The sequence below is a fragment of the Paenibacillus sp. FSL P4-0338 genome (genome assembly GCF_038002365.1).
In the GTDB taxonomy this organism is placed as follows: domain Bacteria; phylum Bacillota; class Bacilli; order Paenibacillales; family Paenibacillaceae; genus Paenibacillus_AQ.
Genome location: NZ_JBBOCG010000001.1, coordinates 857,244 through 874,878 on the forward strand (window position 1 = coordinate 857,244; position 17,635 = coordinate 874,878).

Genomic DNA, 17,635 nt, shown 5'->3' on the forward strand with positions numbered 1-17,635 from the left:
AAATATAGAAGCCAGGATGCCAGGGTCAGGGAGTGATAGGTTCTGGACTACGGCTTACGCCGGTGCTTAAGGGAGAGGTGTGAGATACGTCTGGCAGGAATTAGATGGATTTTGTACACTTGCTGCTGGCCATTGGGGGCATGGCAGGGCAACAATTGGATAAACAACACTTAAATATCGTGATTCAAGTAAAGTGTTCAAAATCTGAGTTAACAGTTGTGCTTTTTCCACTTGTTTCCTGGGAATTCCCGAAATTCGAGAAATTAAGATGCGTTTATCCACTTGCTTCCAGCTGGGGGGGGCGGCGAGCTCTTCAGTGGCAGGCTAAGCTGTTTATATATAAGGAGCAGCATGGTAAAATATACAAATGGATACAATGATTCATCATTCAGGAGGGCTTATGTACCGCAGAATTCATATTATGGGAGCTTCCGGGGCGGGAACAACTACTTTGGGCAAGGCGCTGGCGGCGAGGCTTCCGCATGTAAATCTGGATAGTGACGATTATTTCTGGGAGCAGAAGTATACGAAGCAAAGTGTTGTGGCAGAGCGTCTGAACAAATTGCAGGCAGATATGGCGCAGAATGAGCCATGGATTCTGTCCGGTGCGGTCTGCGGCTGGGGGGATTCGCTGCGTGATACCTTTGACCTGGTGGTTTTCCTATGGATTCCTGAGCAGGTTCGTCTGGAACGTCTGCGGGCGCGGGAGTATGAACGATACGGTGATGAGGGTCTGCCGGGCGGAGATAAATATAAGGATGTACAAGAGTTTATGGCTTGGGCGGCACTGTATGATACGGCAGGACCGGAGGTCCGCAGCCGGACGCTTCATGAGGAATGGATGGCCGGGCTAAGCGGTGATCTGCTGCGGCTGGAAGGGGATCTTACGGTGGAGGAACGGGTGGAGGCAGTACTGCAAAACCTATCCCGTTCAAGCTAATGTATTTAATGGGAAAAGGGGGGCTGACTATGAAGAAAATACTGCGTGCGCTGCTGCTTCCGGCAATTCTGCTACTCCTACTAACGTCCTGCAATACGGAAACGACCTATTTCAACTATACCTTCAAGGGCGAGGGGGACACCTGGACGGGTGTCTATAAGCAGGAGGCCAGCCAGAAGCTGATTACCAAAAAGAACAAAGTAAGCAGTGAAAGCTCTAAGCGGTATAACTTAGTACTGCGCTACAAAGGCGACCAGTCTGATCTCGAAGAGATTAAACAGATGAAATATACGTTTAAAGCTAAGCATAGCAGCGGCAGCCAGACAATCGAAGGACCTGTGGCAGTGGCAATGCTGAAAATGAGTGCTTTTGGAAATGGATCTGTTGAGAAAGAGGACTCCGCCATTAAAGTCACTGTCGAGTGGGACGGAAAGAGTGAGGAGTTTGAACTCAAGAATGAGAAGTAGGGGATTAGGAGATTGAAGCTGGGATTGATTAGACATTTCAAAGTAGACCTGAAACCGCAGCGGACTTGGCTGACAGGGGAAGAATTCAACCAGTGGCTCCAAGAGTATGAATTAGCACCTATTCAGGCTCCTGAGCATGAGCTTGGCGGGCAGCGCTGGACCCTCTGTCTGTGTAGTGATCAGGCGAGGGCGGTACATACGGCAAGTTATTTTGAGGCTCAGAGATTTGTATATACAGAGCTGTTAAGGGAGATTAGCGTGACGGCACTGCGGCTCGGGAGAATTAGGCTTAGCAGACTACGTCTGCCTGTATCTTTTTGGCTTATACTTGGACGTTTGTTCTGGTCGGTAGGTCATTCTTCTCAACCTGAGAGCCAAGCCGCTGTTCTGCGGCGAGCGGATAGAGTAATTGATTCTCTGCTTGTTGATAATGAGGCGGCTGCGCAAGAAGGCTGTGTCCTAATTGTCAGTCATGGTGCGTTCATGAAGGTTCTAGACCGCAGGCTCCGGCGCAGGGGCTACGAGGCTGACCGGATGCTTTATCCGCGTAATGGTCAATTATTTATGTATGAAATGAAGGAATAGTTCCACTACAATATGAGAGCGGAGGCAACCTGCCATGGTAACCATCGAACAAATCGAAATCGCATCACTGGAAGCATTAAACACACTCTACAATGAATTAATGGGCGGACGGGCGGACCCGGTGAAGCTGGAGAATGCCTTTCGGACAATCCGGGAGGATGAGCGGTATGTGCTGCTGGGTGCTTTTGTGGACGGGGAGTTGCTAGGCTCTTTGATGGGAATCGTCTGTCAGGACTTGGTGGGGGATTGCCGCCCGTTCATGGTCATTGAGAATGTGGTCGTATCTTCGCGCGCACGGCGGCAGGGGCTTGGCAAGAAGCTGATGACTGCGATCGAAGATATTGCGCATGAACGGGACTGCTACTATATCATTTTCGTGTCGGGAGAGAAGCGGAAGGAAGCGCATATTTTCTATGAGACGATGGGGTATAGAGAGGAGAAGGTCGAGGGGTACCGCAAGCATCTCAGCTCGCATTAGGGTGGGGGAAACATATGATTCAAGGGAAACTTACAAGTGTAGGAAATCATAAGTTGTATCACAGTATTATGGGTGAAGACAAAGGCTTGCCTCCAGTAGTGTTGGAGCATGGCTGTGGTTCTTCCGCGTTGTTCTGGTCGCTTGTTGCTCCTGAGGTTGCTAAGGTCACCCAAGTTATCGTATATGATCGTGCGGGCTATGGCTGGAGTGAGCCAGGACCGTTCCCGCGTACCAATGAGCAGTGCGTAACTGAGCTGTATGAGCTGTTGCAGCAATCTGGAACGAAAGGTCCTTATCTAATGGTCGGTCATTCCTATGGCGGATTAAATGTAAGGCTGTTTGCCGGGAGATATCCGGGGCTAGTGGCGGGAGTGGTGCTAGTAGATTCGATGCATGAGGATGAAGTTACAGCGCGGTTTCCGGAAGAGCATGTGAAGGGGCAGCTTATGGCGGTGAGGTTCTATCGGGCTATGAATTTGCTGTCCAGAACCGGGTTGTTAAAGGTCTTGTCCGCATTGAGAAGCTTCCCCGGTTTCTCTGCTGCCATTAAGCCTTTTTCGAAGCAGACGCAAGCGCTGTTATGGAGATTATCCTTTCAAAAAAAGACTATAGCGGCCATGCACAGCGAGTTCGCTAATGTTCAGCCCGGCTATGAGCAGGTGAGGGAACTGAAGCAAACCGATATTCCATTGACCGTTATCAAATCGGAAATAGTCAATGACTTCTATCCGGGGACTTCGGAAGATACGAAGCGGACCATAAGAGAGAAGCTGTGGGAAGTGGCAAATGAGCTGAAGCATACCTCAACTAACAGCCAGCTGGTTGAAGCACGGGGCAGCGGGCATAACATACATATTGAGAAACCGCAGGTTATTATCGATGCAATAGTGCAGATGCTGCGGCCCCATCATTAATAAGCTATTTCCAAAGCTGGGACACACAGGTTCTAGCTTTTTTTGTTGTTACAATTCAATTCTCCACTAAGTGTCAGGTTTCATCACCGCTCCTCCCAGAATTTAAATTTGACCATCTCCATGATAGCGCTTTATAATCCGTTCATAGTGGCTAGGGCCAGAGGTTAAGAATAGAGAAGGCGGGGGAGAATCATGAATCCAATATGCAAGGTGCTGATTGTGGACGATGAAATCCTGGTCCGGCAAGGGATTAAATATGTGCTGGATTGGGAACAGGAAGGATTTCAGATCGTGGGTGAAGCGGCCAACGGGCGGGAAGCGCTGAATTCGCTGCAGACCCTGCAGCCGCATATCATCATTACGGATATTGTCATGCCGGTGATGGATGGCGAGGAGTTAACCCGGCTAGTGAAGCGCGATTATCCGGCCACCGAGGTCATTGTGTTAAGCAGCTTCAGCGAGTTTCATTATGTGCGCTCGACGTTCCAGCATGGTGTGGCGGATTATATACTGAAGCCGAAGCTGGAAGCCGGGGCCTTATTGCAAGTGTTAAAAAAAACCAGGGACCGCATCCCGGGACTGAGTGCCGCCGGAGGACAAACGGAGGCAGAAGCATCGCCGCTGGATACTCTGCTTGGCCGGATGGTGTCAGGTTACCGGCTGCCGCCGGAGAGTGAAGCGTATGTGAAGCAGCAGCTTCCACATAACAGCTTCACGCTGCTAGGCTGGGAAACGGTGCAACCAGCACCGGGCGGCGAAGCCATTAACCGTAGCACCTTACACGCTACCAGCAGTACCAACGCCCATGACTCCACCATCTTCAGCTCTATCACCGGTGAACTCAACCAGCATGTTGCCGGACTGAAACAGTGCGTTATTCCATGCGCAGAGCCTTCGGGCACTACGTTCATGCTGATCAATCTGGAGGAAACCCATTGGCCGCAGCTGCTGGAGGCTGTACACCAGTTGGCCGATACACTGGCCGGGCAAGAAATGGAGCTGCGTCTGTCGCTGAGCCGGAGATTCAGTTCGCTCAGCGAGCTGGCGGCCATCCTGCAGGAGAGCAATTCGAGATTACAGCAGTGCCGGTTCTTCCGGCCGGAGCAGACCCTGCTAATCCAGCCGGAACGTCCAGATCAGGAGACTGCGCTGCCCAAGTTCAATCTCACCTCCTTCACAGAGCAGCTGAAGCGGCAGCAGCTGGCGGAAGCTTTCGGTGACCTGCATCAGCATGCAGATGCACTCAGCCGCCAGAATGACGGGGATGTGTATCAGTTCAAGTCCTTCCTGGGCAATATGATCTTCAATATTACGAACCAGTTCAGCCACCTGCGGGAGCTGGAGGAGGGGAAATACAGCCTGTTCCGGGCCATAGATGAAGCGGGTACTGCCGAGCAGGCCATGCAGATACTGGATGATTACCTGAGCCGGATCATAGAGCTGACTTCATCTGCAGCACCAGCACCGGGCAGCAATGCCAATATGACGAAGCTGCTTCAGTACATAGAGGAGCACTATGCTGAGCCGTTAACCCTTACGGAGCTGGCCCGTCATTTTCATTTCAACTCTTCCTATCTGTCGAGCCTGTTCACGACCTACAATCACGAGGGCTTCAAGGAGCATCTCAATACGGTCCGCACGGGCAAGGCGGCAGAGCTGCTGCGGGCCGGAGAGGCCCCTATAGCAGAGATTAGCAGCATGGTCGGATATGGAGACCACAGCTATTTTTGCAAAGTGTTCAAGAAATACAACGGTTTGTCCCCGAGCAGCTACCGGCGTCAGCATTACGGGCAGGAGTAGAGCGTATGCGCAGATACTGGGAGCGGTTCAAATTTCACAGCCTGTTCATCAAAATCTTCATCGTCATGCTGATCAGCATCATCGCTGTAGCCATCGCTTCCTCCTGGACGACCGTCCGCATGTCGGAGAAGTTGTTCATGAATACCTTTAGCATTACGAATTCCAAGGTGATCAGCCAGATTAAGGCAAGCTTTGAAGCTTTTCATTATTCGATCGTTACGGCTACCAATAATGCCCAGCTAAGCGGCACGATCCGCTCCTTCCTGTCTGAGGAGGACTCGGACTCTCTGCGGATGCTGCGGACCTATTACAATATGACCACGCAGATGAAGAAGATTCAGTCCACTCTCGATGCCTACCAGGTCGGGATCAAAATCATGGGCAAAAACGGCCGCAGCTACTCCACCAATACGAATAATCTGCTAATGAGTGACCGGGAGCTGCAGCAGCACGAGCTGACACGGAATACTTTGGCTGAGCCGAAACGGCTGATGTACCAGTTCTATGAGGAGACGGTGCAGGATTCGCCAAAGAAGGAAGCGGTGATCGTAGGCAGCAAAGCGCTGATGGACCGGACGACCGGCGATATTTACGGGACGCTGTATTTTACCATTCATGAACGGGATTTCCGCTCCTTCTACGGGAGCTTTGCCAGTACCGGGAACGATGTATTGATCCTCAATAAGCAGGGTATGATAGTGTCAAGCAACCGTAGTGATCTGATGGGTCAGCAGGCGGGGGATCTATTACAGGTGGCCAGCGAGATTGAGGAGCAGCAGCTTGCTTACCAGAACATTGATTTCCAGGGCACCGATACAATCCTGATTGCGGATTATCTGCCGTCTTATGATTTCTATATTGTGAACCTGATCGATAAGCAGACGGCCCTCGGCCAGATGGTCAACGGTAAAATGGTGGTGCTGTTCTGCTCAGCTATCGTGGCCGTGGCCCTGATCGTGGTGTTCTTGATCTTCAGAAGGCTGACCCGGTCGCTCACGCTGCTTACCCGGCAAATGTCCAAAATCACCGAGCGTAACTTCCACAATTACATTACGGTTACAGGGAGCTTTGAATTTCAGGAGCTGGGGCATGCCTATAACTATATGCTGGACGAGCTGAATGAATATGTCGAGAAGCTGGTGGATACGCAGAAGGAGCAGCGGAATGCCGAGATTGCGGCCTTGCAGCATCAGATTAACCCGCATTTTCTGTACAATACACTGGCTTCGGTCAACTTCCTGGTGCAGCAGGGCAGTCAAGAGAAGGCGGTGCATACAATTCATGCCCTGATCTCGATGCTGCAGAATGCGCTGAGCAATGTCAGCGAGAGCATCACAGTGACACAGGAGCTGGAGAATCTGAAATCCTATGTGTTCATCAACCATGTGCGGTACGGCGAACGGATCAGGGTGAATTTCTTCGTCTCCCCGGATTGTATGGACTGTCATCTGCCGAAGCTGATTATTCAGCCGTTTATTGAGAATGCCTTCTTCCATGCGTTTACGCGCAAAAACGGCGGATATATCCATATCCTTATCTCCCAGGATGCCGGATCTCTGCTCTGTGAGGTGGTGGATAACGGGGACGGAATGGATATGGGAGCGGCTGATCTGCCTATGTCCGGCCTGGCGGGGAAGCGCCAGCTGTTCACCGGAATCGGTATTAGGAATGTGCATGACCGGCTGGTGCTGATGTACGGCGAAGAGTATGGAGTCACCATTAAGAGTGCGCCGGGGGAGGGAACTGCCATCCGAATCCGCCTGCCGCTGATGAAGAAGTGAGATTATTACCATTTTCTAAAAAAAGAACAAACAGCAATCAAGGTAACGCTTACAATTAGGCGATAAAATGACCAATCCCCATAAAGTAAGTTCTAACGGGTCCACCGGAGCGGATGATAAGATTACTTATGTAATAAATAAGCGCTTACATTCAAACGAGATATAGTAAAGCGCAATCAAAGGGGAGGCTTACCAATGAAAAAAGGCTTTGCGTTAGTCCTGATTTGCCTGCTACTGCTTACGGCCTGCAGTTCGAACTCCGGGTCCAAGAATTCCGGCAATACGGCTGCGGACACAGGAAAGACAGAGAATACAGCAGCTACAGAGCCTTCACAGGCGAAGGAAATTACAATTTGGGCTTGGGACCCTGCATTCAACATCGCCGCACTGGAAGTGGCCAAAGCAGATTATGCCAAGACAAACCCTGATGTAAAAATTAACATTGTGGAATATGCACAGGCAGATATCATCCAGAAGCTTAACACTGGGCTGAATTCCGGAACCACCAAGGGTCTGCCGAACATCGTGCTGATTGAGGATTACCGTTCCCAGAGCTTCCTGCAATCGTACAAGGATTCCTTCTACGATCTGAGCAGCTCAATCAAGGGCACCGACTTTGCGGATTACAAAAGCGGACCGACCAGCCTGGACGGCAAGCAGTATGGAGTTCCTTTTGACTCCGGCGTTACCGGCCTCTATCTCAGAACCGACTATCTGGAGCAGGCAGGCTACAAGCTGGCCGATCTGCAGGATATCGACTGGAAGCAATATATTGAAATCGGCAAAGCTGTGAAAGAGAAAACCGGCAAGGCGTTGATTACGCTGGACCCGAACGACCTCGGACTGATCCGGGTGATGATTCAATCCGCAGGCGAGTGGTACCTGAAGGAAGACGGCAAGACGCCGAATATCGCGGGGAATGCACCGCTTAAGGAAGCTTTTGAAACCTATAAAGAGTTGATGGAATCGAACGTAGCCAAGGTGCATGCAGACTGGAGCCAGTTCGTAGCCGCCCTGAACAGTGGCGATGTAGCATCCGTGCCGACAGGCAACTGGATCACCCCATCGATTACGGCTGAAGCGTCACAATCCGGCAAGTGGGGCATCGCACCGCTTCCGAAGCTTACTGTGAACAAATCTGTTCATGCCTCGAACCTGGGCGGAAGCTCCTGGTATGTCATGAACGTGGATGGTAAGGAGACGGCAGCAGACTTCATGGCGAAGACCTTCGGCTCGAATGTTGAAATGTACCAGAAGCTGCTCACGGACATCGGTGTCATTGGCACCTTCAAAGCGGCTGCGGGCGGAGAGGCTTACAGCCAGGCCAATGAATTCTTCAGCGGCCAGAAGATTGTATCGGATTTCGCCGCCTGGACGGAGCAGATCCCAAGCGTCAATTACGGAATCAACACGTATGCGATTGAAGACATTCTGATTGTAGAGATGCAGAATTATCTGAACGGCAAGGATATTGACAGCGTGCTGAGCGATGCCCAGGCCCAGGCCGAGTCACAGATTAAATAGTTAACTCTCATACAGTGACCTTGGGCGTGGCCTGCAGCTTCCGGGAGTTCAGGAGGCGGGCGGCGTCCGGGGTTTATTTTAAATATAAGAATTGATATGTTTCACATGATAAATTATCCTTCTATTTCTCGCTGAAACGGTACCGTCCTTAAAAGGACGGCAACGCCGTTTCCACTTGTATGATAAGGAAAGGACTGGGCAGCTGTGCATCAAACAAATTCCAAACTAAGATTCCGCACCAAAAGCGTTTTGACCGGATGGTCCTTCGTCCTGCTTGCGGTCATTCTGATCTTCGTCTTCTATTTCTACCCGATGCTTCAGGCACTTATTCTGTCGTTCCAGACGGGAACGGGCAGCAATCTTACGTTTACCGGCTTCGATAACTATTCACGGCTTCTGTCTGACAAGACATTTATTGTATCGGTTAAGAACACCTTCATCTATCTGCTGGTTCAAGTGCCGCTGATGATCATCCTTGCGCTGTTTATCTCGGTGCTGCTGAATGACAGCAAGCTGAGATTCAAGGGGTTTTTCCGGACGGCGATCTTCCTGCCCTGTGTCACTTCACTGGTTGCGTATTCTGTAGTATTCAAGTATTTGTTCTCCGGCAATGGCCTGGTGAATACGATGCTGCTGAAGCTCCATCTGGTCAGTGCCCCGATTGAATGGATCACCGATCCGTTCTGGGCCAAAATCACCATTATCATAGCGATCACTTGGCGCTGGACGGGTTACAATATGATTTTTTACCTGTCGGCCCTGCAAAATATCGATCACTCCATCTACGAGGCCGCCAAAATTGACGGAGCATCGTCTACCCGCCAGTTCTTCGGAATTACGGTCCCGCTGCTGAAGCCGATCATCCTGTTCACCTCCATTACCTCAACCATCGGGACGCTGCAATTGTTCGACGAGGTCATGAATATTACGAAGGGCGGCCCGGGCAACGCGACCCAGACGATCTCCCAGTACATCTACAATTTGTCGTTCAAATATGCAGCAGACTTCGGCTATGCAGCCACCGTATCGTATTCGATCGTCATTATGATCGCGCTGCTGTCGGTCATCCAGTTCAAAGTGGCAGGTGAAAAAAATGGCTAAAAGTAAACGTTTCTTCATGTATCTGTTCCTGAGCATCGCGGCCATTGTCTCTATCTTTCCATTCCTGTGGATGGTTGTCAGCTCGACGAACCAGTCGGTGGATGTCACCCGCGGGCGGCTGCTGCCGGGTACCCATCTAATGGAGAATCTGCGCAAGCTGCTGGACACCACGGACCTGCAGGTATCCCTGATGAATTCAGCGAAAATCTCCATAACCACCACGCTGCTGGCGCTGCTGATTGCTTCGCTGGCCGGCTACGGCTTTGAGGTCTTCCGCAGCCGCTCGAAGGATATCGTATTCAACATTCTGCTGCTGTCGATGATGATTCCGTTCGCCGCGCTGATGATCCCGCTGTACCGGATGTTCGGCCAGATCTCGAACGTCTTCCCATGGATGGGCATTGATACGATGACCTCGGTCATTCTGCCTACCGTGACTACCGCATTCCTGATCTTCTTTTTCCGCCAGAGCACGAAAATGTTCCCGAAGGAGCTGCTGGAGGCCGGCCGGATGGATGGGCTTAGCGAGCTGGGCATCTTCCTGCGCATCTACCTGCCGACTATGAAGACGACTTACGCCGCTGGGGCGATCATTACGTTCATGTCGAGCTGGAATAACTATCTCTGGCCGCTGATCGTATTGCAGACGCCGCAGACCAAGACCATGCCGCTGCTCATCTCCACTCTCGGCTCGGGCTACGCCCCGGACTATGGGATGATTATGATCGCGATTGTAATCGGCACGATTCCTACTGCGCTGGTATTCTTCGTGATGCAGAAGCAGTTTGTGGCTGGGATGATCGGGTCGGTGAAGTGAACTAGAGTTACTCTCTATATTGGGAATAGTCGTGGCTCCGGGGATCGTTTGGACTTTCGGCCGCTGTTGTCTCCAAATTTCTTGATTCAAGCCGCTTCCAGCGGTTGAAATCCGGAGACAAAGGCGGACGCTATCGCTCCTACAGTTCCAAACATCCCCTCCGCCACTCCTCCCAAATAGGGGAAGCTCAAGTTCACTTACTGTGGGGGGAAGCAGGTGGGAAAGCCCTCTAATTTTATCGATGCGAGATAAATATAAGGAAAACCAATATGCCTTCCGTATTGACATATCGCAAATCATCGATATAATAAAAATTATGAATCCAATTGATGTATTTAAAGCTTTATCGAATGAATCCAGGTTACAGATCTTACAATGGCTCAAAGAGCCATACGTTCATTTTAAACCCCACGAAGGAGTGGATATGGAGGAAATTGGGGTTTGTGTAAGTCAAATAACCGACAAGCTGAACATGACTCAGTCAACGGCCTCTCAATATCTTACGATCTTGCAGCGGGCAGGGCTGATCACCACAAAGCGTATAGGCAAATTTACGTATTATCAGAGAGACGAAGAAGCCATACGGCAGTTAGCTCAGTATACGATGACTGACATGTAAGAGAGATGAAACTGAGTTCTGTACACAGAATTCAGCTTTTTCTCAGCACTATGATTCGACATTTCGCGATATCTCTTTTTATATATCATATCGACAAATCACGAATTGTATATTTAAAAATATTCAAAGGAGTTGTATCATTCTATGTCTGTAAGCTGGAAAGTGTATATTTTAGCCATTGTTAGTTTTTTGGTAGGGACGTCCGAGTATATTCTGTCTGGCATTCTAGATAAGGTGTCCATTTCACTTGGTGTTTCAGTTGCTGCAGCCGGGCAATTAATTACGATTTTTTCGCTAGTCTACGCTATATTCACTCCAATTCTTATGGCTGTAACCGCAGGTATAGATAGACGGAAATTAATCATGATGGGTCTAGGTTTGTTTGTGGTATCTAACATTCTCGCCGTTCTTTTGCCCGGGTATGGATTGTTTGTAGTTGCCCGCATCATTATGGCCATAGGCGCAGGGGTAGTGGTTGTTACCGCCTTAAACATTGCCGCGAAAATTGCCCCAGAGGGTAAACAAGCAAGCGCTATTGCAACGGTCGTAATGGGCTTTACTGCATCATTAATCATTGGCGTACCTCTTGGGCGCATTGCAGCGGATACGCTTGGCTGGAAATCTGTGTTCGGGGGAATCGCCCTTTTAGGGATTATCGCAATGATTATACTTTCTTTCGCCATTCCGCGTGTGAAGGGAGATGAACCTATTCCAATACGGCAACAATTACGTTTGCTACAAAAGCCTAAGGTCGCCTTGGGACTCTCGATTACCTTCTTTTGGCTTGGTGGATATTCGGTAGCATATACGTATCTTTCACCGTATCTGCTTGAAGTATCGGGCATAAGTGATAAATATCTCAGCGGTGCTTTGCTTATATTCGGAATAGCTAGTATGATAGGCTCCAAAATCGGTGGCTTCAGCACGGACCGGTGGGGGGTTAACCGAACCTTATTCAGCGGGTTGATACTCCATATTGTAATGCTGATTCTATTGTCTTTAGTAACGAATATACTCATTGGTGTAATGGTTGTGCTATTGTTGTGGTCCTTCTCCGCATGGTCCTCTGGTCCGACGCAGCAATATCATTTAACGACAATTGAACCCGAAGCCTCAGGTATTATGCTTGGCCTTAATCAGTCTATGATGCAGCTTGCTATGGCAGCAGGTGCCGGTATAGGCGGAGTAGCTATTGAAGCAGTCTCGCTTGCATCTGTTACATGGATTGGTGCTGTTGGGGTTGGAATTGCTATAATCGCTACGCTCATTTTATATAGAATGAATTCTAAATCAGAGATGAATGTTCAACATCTAGTTCAAAACCAGTGAATGTTGCTAACCTTGCACAAATACATCTGGTGACAAAAAAGCGGTGGCCGGTTTTTTCCGGGCACCGCTTTTTTCAAAATATAAGGCGTGCCCAGAAAGCGCGTATCTTCTAACCGGTGAAAGTCCGGTCACGGGAGGGGCCAAGCCCCCGTGTAGCTAGGATGCCTGCGTACGGCGAAATCCGTGCGTAGAAGCGCATCGACAAAAGTCCGGTCAGAGACAGGGCGAGCAACCCGCCAGGCCGTAACATGAAGTGAATCCTGCCGCGTCGTCATAAAGGCCCCGCAAGGGGGAAGAGAGGAAGTCGAACCTCGCTTATATGGGTGAAGACCATGGAAGCTGCAGAGAACTTGGAACGGCAGTGAAGAATCCTCCGGCGTATGGGGATCGGCATGGAAGGAAAGAAGACATAGTGAACTGGGGAGACCCTCCCCCACACGGGAGGATTTTTTTTTTAGAAACCCGTAAAAAGACGCTCTATAAGTCCAAAAGATGAAATGAACCGTCTGTGGGAAGGGAGTCCGAGGGGCTCATAGTACCGAGGAACCTAAGGACAACATAACCTTAGGGAGAGAAGGAGCCCTGCTTTGTTTATGCTTTTGGAGGAGGTACGAGTGAGTGAATGCCAGTAGGCTAACGACACCTAAGGAAAAAGTTCAAGAACTCCAAGAAAAGCTAGGTCATGCGGCCAAGGAGAACAACAAGCGTAAATTCCATGCACTGTACGACAAAGTCTACCGCTGGGATGTGCTGAGTGAAGCCTGGAAACGGGTGAAAGCGAACAAGGGGGCTGCCGGAGTAGATACGGTGACGCTCGCGGATATTGAGAAACAAGGAGAAGTGCAATTTCTCAAAGACTGCGAGCGAGCATTAAAGGATGGTAACTACCACCCACAGCCCGTACGGCGGCACTATATCCCAAAGAAAGACGGGAAACCAAGACCGCTGGGCATACCCAGCGTGCGCGACCGAGTGGTGCAGATGGCAACCAAACTCGTCATTGAACCGATCTTCGAAGCGGATTTCGAAGAAGTATCCTTCGGATTTCGCCCGAAGCGAAGTGCGAAAGGAGCACTGGATCGAATCCGGAAAGCCTGCAACCGCAAAGGAAATTGGGTAGTCGACGTCGACATCCAAGGTTACTTCGACAATATTAACCAGGAGAAACTGATGAAATTGGTACAAATGCGTATCAATGACAGACGAATCCTGAAGTTAATCCGGAAGTGGCTTCAGGCGGGAGTCATGGAAGAAGGAAACGTAAGACGTTCCGATTTAGGCACACCACAAGGTGGAGTGATCTCACCACTTTTGGCGAACATCTATCTGAACTATTTTGACCGACTGTGGGAAAAACACGGGAAAGGAGTAGGTGAACTCACGAGGTATGCAGACGATCTTGTGGTGGTCTGTAAAACTAAAAAGGACGCCGGACATGCGTATGAACTCATACGCAGAATCATGGAACGTCTGGAGCTGACGCTACACCCAACCAAAACCCGTATTGTCGGCTTATGGACAGGAGACGAAGGATTCGACTTCTTAGGAATGCACCACCGGAAAAAGAAGGCAGAAACATCCCAAGGCAAGGTGTATTACACCACGCAGCAGTGGCTAACGAAGAAGGCGGAGGAACGAATTCGAGGCGTGGTTAAAGAAAGATTAGCACCGCCCAGCATGCGTTCGAAATCGTTTGCGGAACACGTGGAATGGCTCAATCCCAAGATTCAAGGATGGAGAAACTACTATTACACAAAGTACAGCCAAAAGAGGTTAGCAAAACTGGATTGGTATATTCTGCAACGATTTACCCGGTGGTATGCGAAGAAGAGACAACGAGGAAGATGGATGAGATCCCGGTCAGAAGTTAGATATTTGACCATCCAATATGGACTAAAAACGCTATTGTAATCTGCATGCCGATGAATGACAAACATCGGAAAGCCGTATGAGGGAAAACCTCACGTACGGTTTGATGAGGAGGGGCTGGGTTGCACCAGCCCTTTACTCTAGAATTTATATGTTTCACGCTATAAATTATCCTTCTATTTCTCGCCGAAACGGTACCGTCCTATAAAAGGACAGCAAAGCCGTTTCCACTTGTCCTATTCCCCGACTCTATACCATAGTTCACAATATTCATAGCCATCTGCGCTTGTACCATACATCTCGAAATTACCGCCATCTAGAATCGTATAAGTTGAGGTTTGCAGCCATTCAGAGAAAATACGATTCTTCAAAGACCGCAAATCATACTTGCCGCTGCCGTTCCCATCATGGAGTGTTGAGAAAACGACCCACGTAGCTTCGGGAACATCAACCACAGTGTATCCGTTCACTTGGCTGCCCGGCGCTTTGTAGCACCCGATTAGATAAGGGAAGGTCGAGTTGCTTGTGAATGTATAGGCATCGAATGCAAAGACCGCTCCAAGTTCCTTGCTGAAATTGCCTTCGTCTCTCCAAGCCCCGCTTACTGACTGGGCTAAACGTTCCAATTCTCCATTCTTGCAGATATTTTGCCAAACCTCCGGGATCGTTACGCCCGCTTCATTCGTAATATTGTCGTAGTGGTAGATATCCTCCAGCCCATACACTTGAAAAGCATCCCGTTTCTCCATCCGGTAATTCATTCCGGTCACTCCCTTTAAGATGATTTGAAAGGAGATGCGGGGATAGGCTCTTAACTCACTTCCGGCATTGCGCGCTAATGTAGGCGTCATTCCATGCAAATTGTGAAACGCCCGGGAGAAGGCTTCCGGTGATTCATATCTGTACTTCAAGGCTATCTCCATCACAGTGTTCTTTCTGTCCTTTAGATCAAATGCAGCCAGCGTCAGTCTTCTGCGCCTGATATATTCGGATAACGGGACTTCAAGTACGAATGAAAACATACGTTGAAACTGGTAAACCGAACATAAGGCAATTTTAGCGATTTGATCGTAATCAATGTCTTGTTCCAGGTTGTCTTCAATATAGCTGATCGCCCGATTCATTCGCTCCAGCCACTCCACCGCAATTCCTCCTTTCGTAACAAGCATATCATCGGGTTGTAATCGTAGCCTGATTATCCATGCAGCATATTGTCAGGTGGTCATCCTTTGCATTAACTTCTCTATTATTATAAATATATCAAGTTGGTATTCAAACTGCTTTTACGTGTTCAGGCAGAGAAAGGTATGTCACAAAAATGACAATGCATCCCTGGGCGGTTTGTTAGATTTTAGTAGAGAGGCGCAACTGAGGCGGGGATTTGGAGTAATAAGAAAGATAATAAAATTATATGAAATAGAGGAAAAGAGAGGATGTCTGGGATGAAGACAGGTAAAAAAGTGTTGACAGCCTTACTGGCTGCGGGATTGAGCTTCGCTATGTTGACGGGGGTGAATCCGGGGAAGGTAGAGGCGGCGGCTAAGAAATATCCTGCACTGCTGAAAATCAACGATTATTATGTGCTCTATACAGCACCGAAGGCGCCATATGTGGATGCCAACTACCGGACGATGATCCCGCTTCGCTCAATCAGCGAGCTGATGGGGGCGAAGGTTAGCTATGATGCCAAAGCTAGAACGGCTGCCATCGAAAAGGATAGTGTAACGGTTAAGTTCACAATTGGTTCTAAATCTGTTTCGGTTAACGGGGTTGCCGGGTCGATGGACACGGTTCCGGTGATGGAGCAGAATTCGATGTTCATTCCGGTCAGTGTGCTCGCAGGACGTCTGGGCATTGTGAGCAAATGGGATCAGGCGAATCAGCTCTACACGCTGACGGGTGAAACCTTGATGCAGACGGATATCATCAAGTATTCTATAGAGGACATTGAGAAGGGCCCCTTCACTTCCCCACCGGGGACGATTATTAGCGACGATGCGTTCCGGCCCATTTCTTACACCTTTGACCCTGTAAAAGGCAGCTTCACGGTAAAGTCGAAGAATATAACAGGTAAGGATGTTCCTGAAGGGGCGGCGGATGTAGCAGCGTATATACTGTATGATGATCAATTGATTCAGTTGCCGGCGCAGAAGCGGGAAAGACCGGCTGTCCGTAAGGATGGAACAATTGAGGTTACCGTTAAAACCGAAACACCGAGTACTCCTGCTTATTTACTTGTAAAAGGGCGCCTGCTCGACCGCTCCGAGAATTAATTTCAATTTCGATTTTGAATCAGAGGTGAATCCGGTGAAGGACATGCTGGCGATCCAAAAGGCTGTAAGTACGCTCAGGGATGAGGAAGTCAAGTCATACTTGACGCAGATTCTGGCGGGGATAGGTGAGTTGAAGGAGCAGTACGGGCAGCTGGAGAGACCGCTGGAGGAGCATATGGCGGAGCCGGTTGCCGAATTGATTGAACAGTACTCATCATTGATGAGTCTTCCGGCACAGCGTGCCTTCTGGGACCCGGCTCCTGACAGCACCCATGTCCACATCCTCTGCGGCGACTCCTTCGGGGGCAGCATGAAGCAGGTGCTCAAAGAGTTTGGCTGGACGGATACCCATAAGCTGATTATTCTGCGGGAGAATTATGCTATAGGTCCGCTGGATCAGTTGGATACACCAGTGGGAAGGAAACTGCGCAGCGATTGGTTCCGCCAGCATATCCATGAATATTTTACGGTCTCTGATGAATGTGAAAGAGAGTATACTGAGCTGCTGGACAACCTGGAGCAGATTTCTGAGCAGGCCCAAATTGTAATCTGGACCGGGAGTAATGCATCCGAGCAGGCGGGGCAGCGTCTTGCGGTCCATCTGCTGGGGAACAGACAGAATGAGATTATAGTGCTTGATGCCGGGGCCATCTGTGAGAAGTTGTTCAACCAGCCACATGCTTTTATAAACTACTGTCATTCCGGTGAGATTCCGTCAGACAAGCTTAGGGAAGCGCTTCTGCGGATCGATGGGGGCAGCAGGCTGACTGCTACGGATATTGCGCGGTTATCTCAGGGTTGGCTGACGATTTCCGGGCAATCCGGCGTGCTGCGAATCTGGCGGGAGGATGCCTTGCTGGAAGTGCCCGCTGATTACTACGACAGCTATCTGCTGGAGAAGCTGGACTCGCTGGAGCCGCCGCCAGGGAATGATGGATTCCTGAAATCAGCCCGGCTGGTCGGAGAGGCGATCGGATACTGTGAGCAGTATATCGGTGATGCTTATTTCGAGCACAGGGTGAGGGAGCTGATCTACAGCGGTGTGCTGGAGATCAAGGGTGTTCCCACTGCGATGAGATTCTATAGCATCCGGCGTAAGAAAGGGTAAGATATAAAGGTATATAAGAAGCACTAGAGA

General features: G+C 49.7%; 17 protein-coding genes. 16 read left to right on the forward strand and 1 reads right to left on the reverse strand.

Features of this window, described 5'->3' with window-relative positions; translation table 11 throughout:
* Nucleotides 1-104: 104 nt before the first annotated feature.
* The 14 genes from MKZ07_RS03590 (at nt 105) to ltrA (ending at nt 14,266) form a co-directional block, all read left to right on the forward strand.
* A complete protein-coding gene (locus MKZ07_RS03590) occupies nt 105-380 on the forward strand; it encodes a hypothetical protein (protein WP_341024541.1) in 276 nt (91 codons plus the stop codon).
* 20 nt (nt 381-400) lie between these two features.
* Complete coding sequence (locus MKZ07_RS03595) at nt 401-940, forward strand: AAA family ATPase (protein WP_341024544.1); 540 nt, start codon at nt 401-403, stop codon at nt 938-940.
* A gap of 29 nt (nt 941-969) precedes the next feature.
* The gene (locus MKZ07_RS03600) at nt 970-1,407 is read left to right on the forward strand and encodes a hypothetical protein (protein ID WP_341024547.1); all 438 of its coding nucleotides are present in this window, start codon (nt 970-972) and stop codon (nt 1,405-1,407) included.
* A 12-nt stretch (nt 1,408-1,419) separates the two neighbouring features.
* Nucleotides 1,420-1,992, forward strand: coding sequence for a histidine phosphatase family protein (locus MKZ07_RS03605; protein ID WP_036695092.1), 573 nt, complete (start codon nt 1,420-1,422; stop codon nt 1,990-1,992).
* Between the two features lie 34 nt (nt 1,993-2,026).
* The gene (locus MKZ07_RS03610; protein WP_036695091.1) at nt 2,027-2,470 is read left to right on the forward strand and encodes a GNAT family N-acetyltransferase; all 444 of its coding nucleotides are present in this window, start codon (nt 2,027-2,029) and stop codon (nt 2,468-2,470) included.
* 14 nt (nt 2,471-2,484) lie between these two features.
* On the forward strand, nt 2,485-3,384 hold the full coding sequence (locus tag MKZ07_RS03615; protein ID WP_036695090.1) for an alpha/beta fold hydrolase: 900 nt from the start codon (nt 2,485-2,487) through the stop codon (nt 3,382-3,384).
* 192 nt (nt 3,385-3,576) lie between these two features.
* Nucleotides 3,577-5,184 carry a response regulator transcription factor gene (locus MKZ07_RS03620; protein WP_036695089.1) on the forward strand — a complete coding sequence of 536 codons (1,608 nt, stop codon included), beginning with the start codon at nt 3,577-3,579 and terminating at the stop codon, nt 5,182-5,184.
* Nucleotides 5,185-5,189: 5 nt separating this feature from the next.
* Nucleotides 5,190-6,965: a cache domain-containing sensor histidine kinase gene (locus tag MKZ07_RS03625; RefSeq protein ID WP_036695088.1), complete on the forward strand. Its 1,776-nt coding sequence runs from the start codon at nt 5,190-5,192 to the stop codon at nt 6,963-6,965.
* 195 nt (nt 6,966-7,160) lie between these two features.
* Nucleotides 7,161-8,489: an ABC transporter substrate-binding protein gene (locus tag MKZ07_RS03630; protein ID WP_341024550.1), complete on the forward strand. Its 1,329-nt coding sequence runs from the start codon at nt 7,161-7,163 to the stop codon at nt 8,487-8,489.
* Between the two features lie 204 nt (nt 8,490-8,693).
* Entirely contained in the window at nt 8,694-9,590 is an 897-nt protein-coding gene (locus tag MKZ07_RS03635; RefSeq protein ID WP_036695086.1) for a carbohydrate ABC transporter permease, read from the forward strand.
* Nucleotides 9,583-10,407: a carbohydrate ABC transporter permease gene (locus MKZ07_RS03640; RefSeq protein ID WP_076154612.1), complete on the forward strand. Its 825-nt coding sequence runs from the start codon at nt 9,583-9,585 to the stop codon at nt 10,405-10,407. Before MKZ07_RS03635 ends, MKZ07_RS03640 begins: the two co-directional genes overlap by 8 nt.
* Nucleotides 10,408-10,723: 316 nt before the next feature.
* Nucleotides 10,724-11,026 (forward strand): ArsR/SmtB family transcription factor, encoded by a 303-nt coding sequence (locus MKZ07_RS03645; protein WP_036695142.1) that lies wholly within the window; start codon nt 10,724-10,726, stop codon nt 11,024-11,026.
* A gap of 144 nt (nt 11,027-11,170) precedes the next feature.
* Nucleotides 11,171-12,355, forward strand: coding sequence for an MFS transporter (locus MKZ07_RS03650; protein WP_341024553.1), 1,185 nt, complete (start codon nt 11,171-11,173; stop codon nt 12,353-12,355).
* A 618-nt stretch (nt 12,356-12,973) separates the two neighbouring features.
* Entirely contained in the window at nt 12,974-14,266 is a 1,293-nt protein-coding gene (ltrA, locus tag MKZ07_RS03655) for a group II intron reverse transcriptase/maturase (RefSeq protein ID WP_036694821.1), read from the forward strand.
* Between the two features lie 194 nt (nt 14,267-14,460).
* On the opposite strand, the gene MKZ07_RS03660 is transcribed toward ltrA, so the two are convergent.
* The gene (locus tag MKZ07_RS03660) at nt 14,461-15,366 is read right to left on the reverse strand and encodes an AraC family transcriptional regulator (protein WP_036695083.1); all 906 of its coding nucleotides are present in this window, start codon (nt 15,364-15,366) and stop codon (nt 14,461-14,463) included.
* Between the two features lie 300 nt (nt 15,367-15,666).
* On the opposite strand from MKZ07_RS03660, the gene MKZ07_RS03665 reads away from it, so the two are divergent.
* Both MKZ07_RS03665 and MKZ07_RS03670 read left to right on the forward strand, forming a co-directional pair.
* Entirely contained in the window at nt 15,667-16,497 is an 831-nt protein-coding gene (locus MKZ07_RS03665) for a copper amine oxidase N-terminal domain-containing protein (protein ID WP_036695082.1), read from the forward strand.
* A 43-nt stretch (nt 16,498-16,540) separates the two neighbouring features.
* Complete coding sequence (locus MKZ07_RS03670; RefSeq protein WP_341027878.1) at nt 16,541-17,605, forward strand: DUF1835 domain-containing protein; 1,065 nt, start codon at nt 16,541-16,543, stop codon at nt 17,603-17,605.
* Nucleotides 17,606-17,635 lie beyond the last annotated feature (30 nt).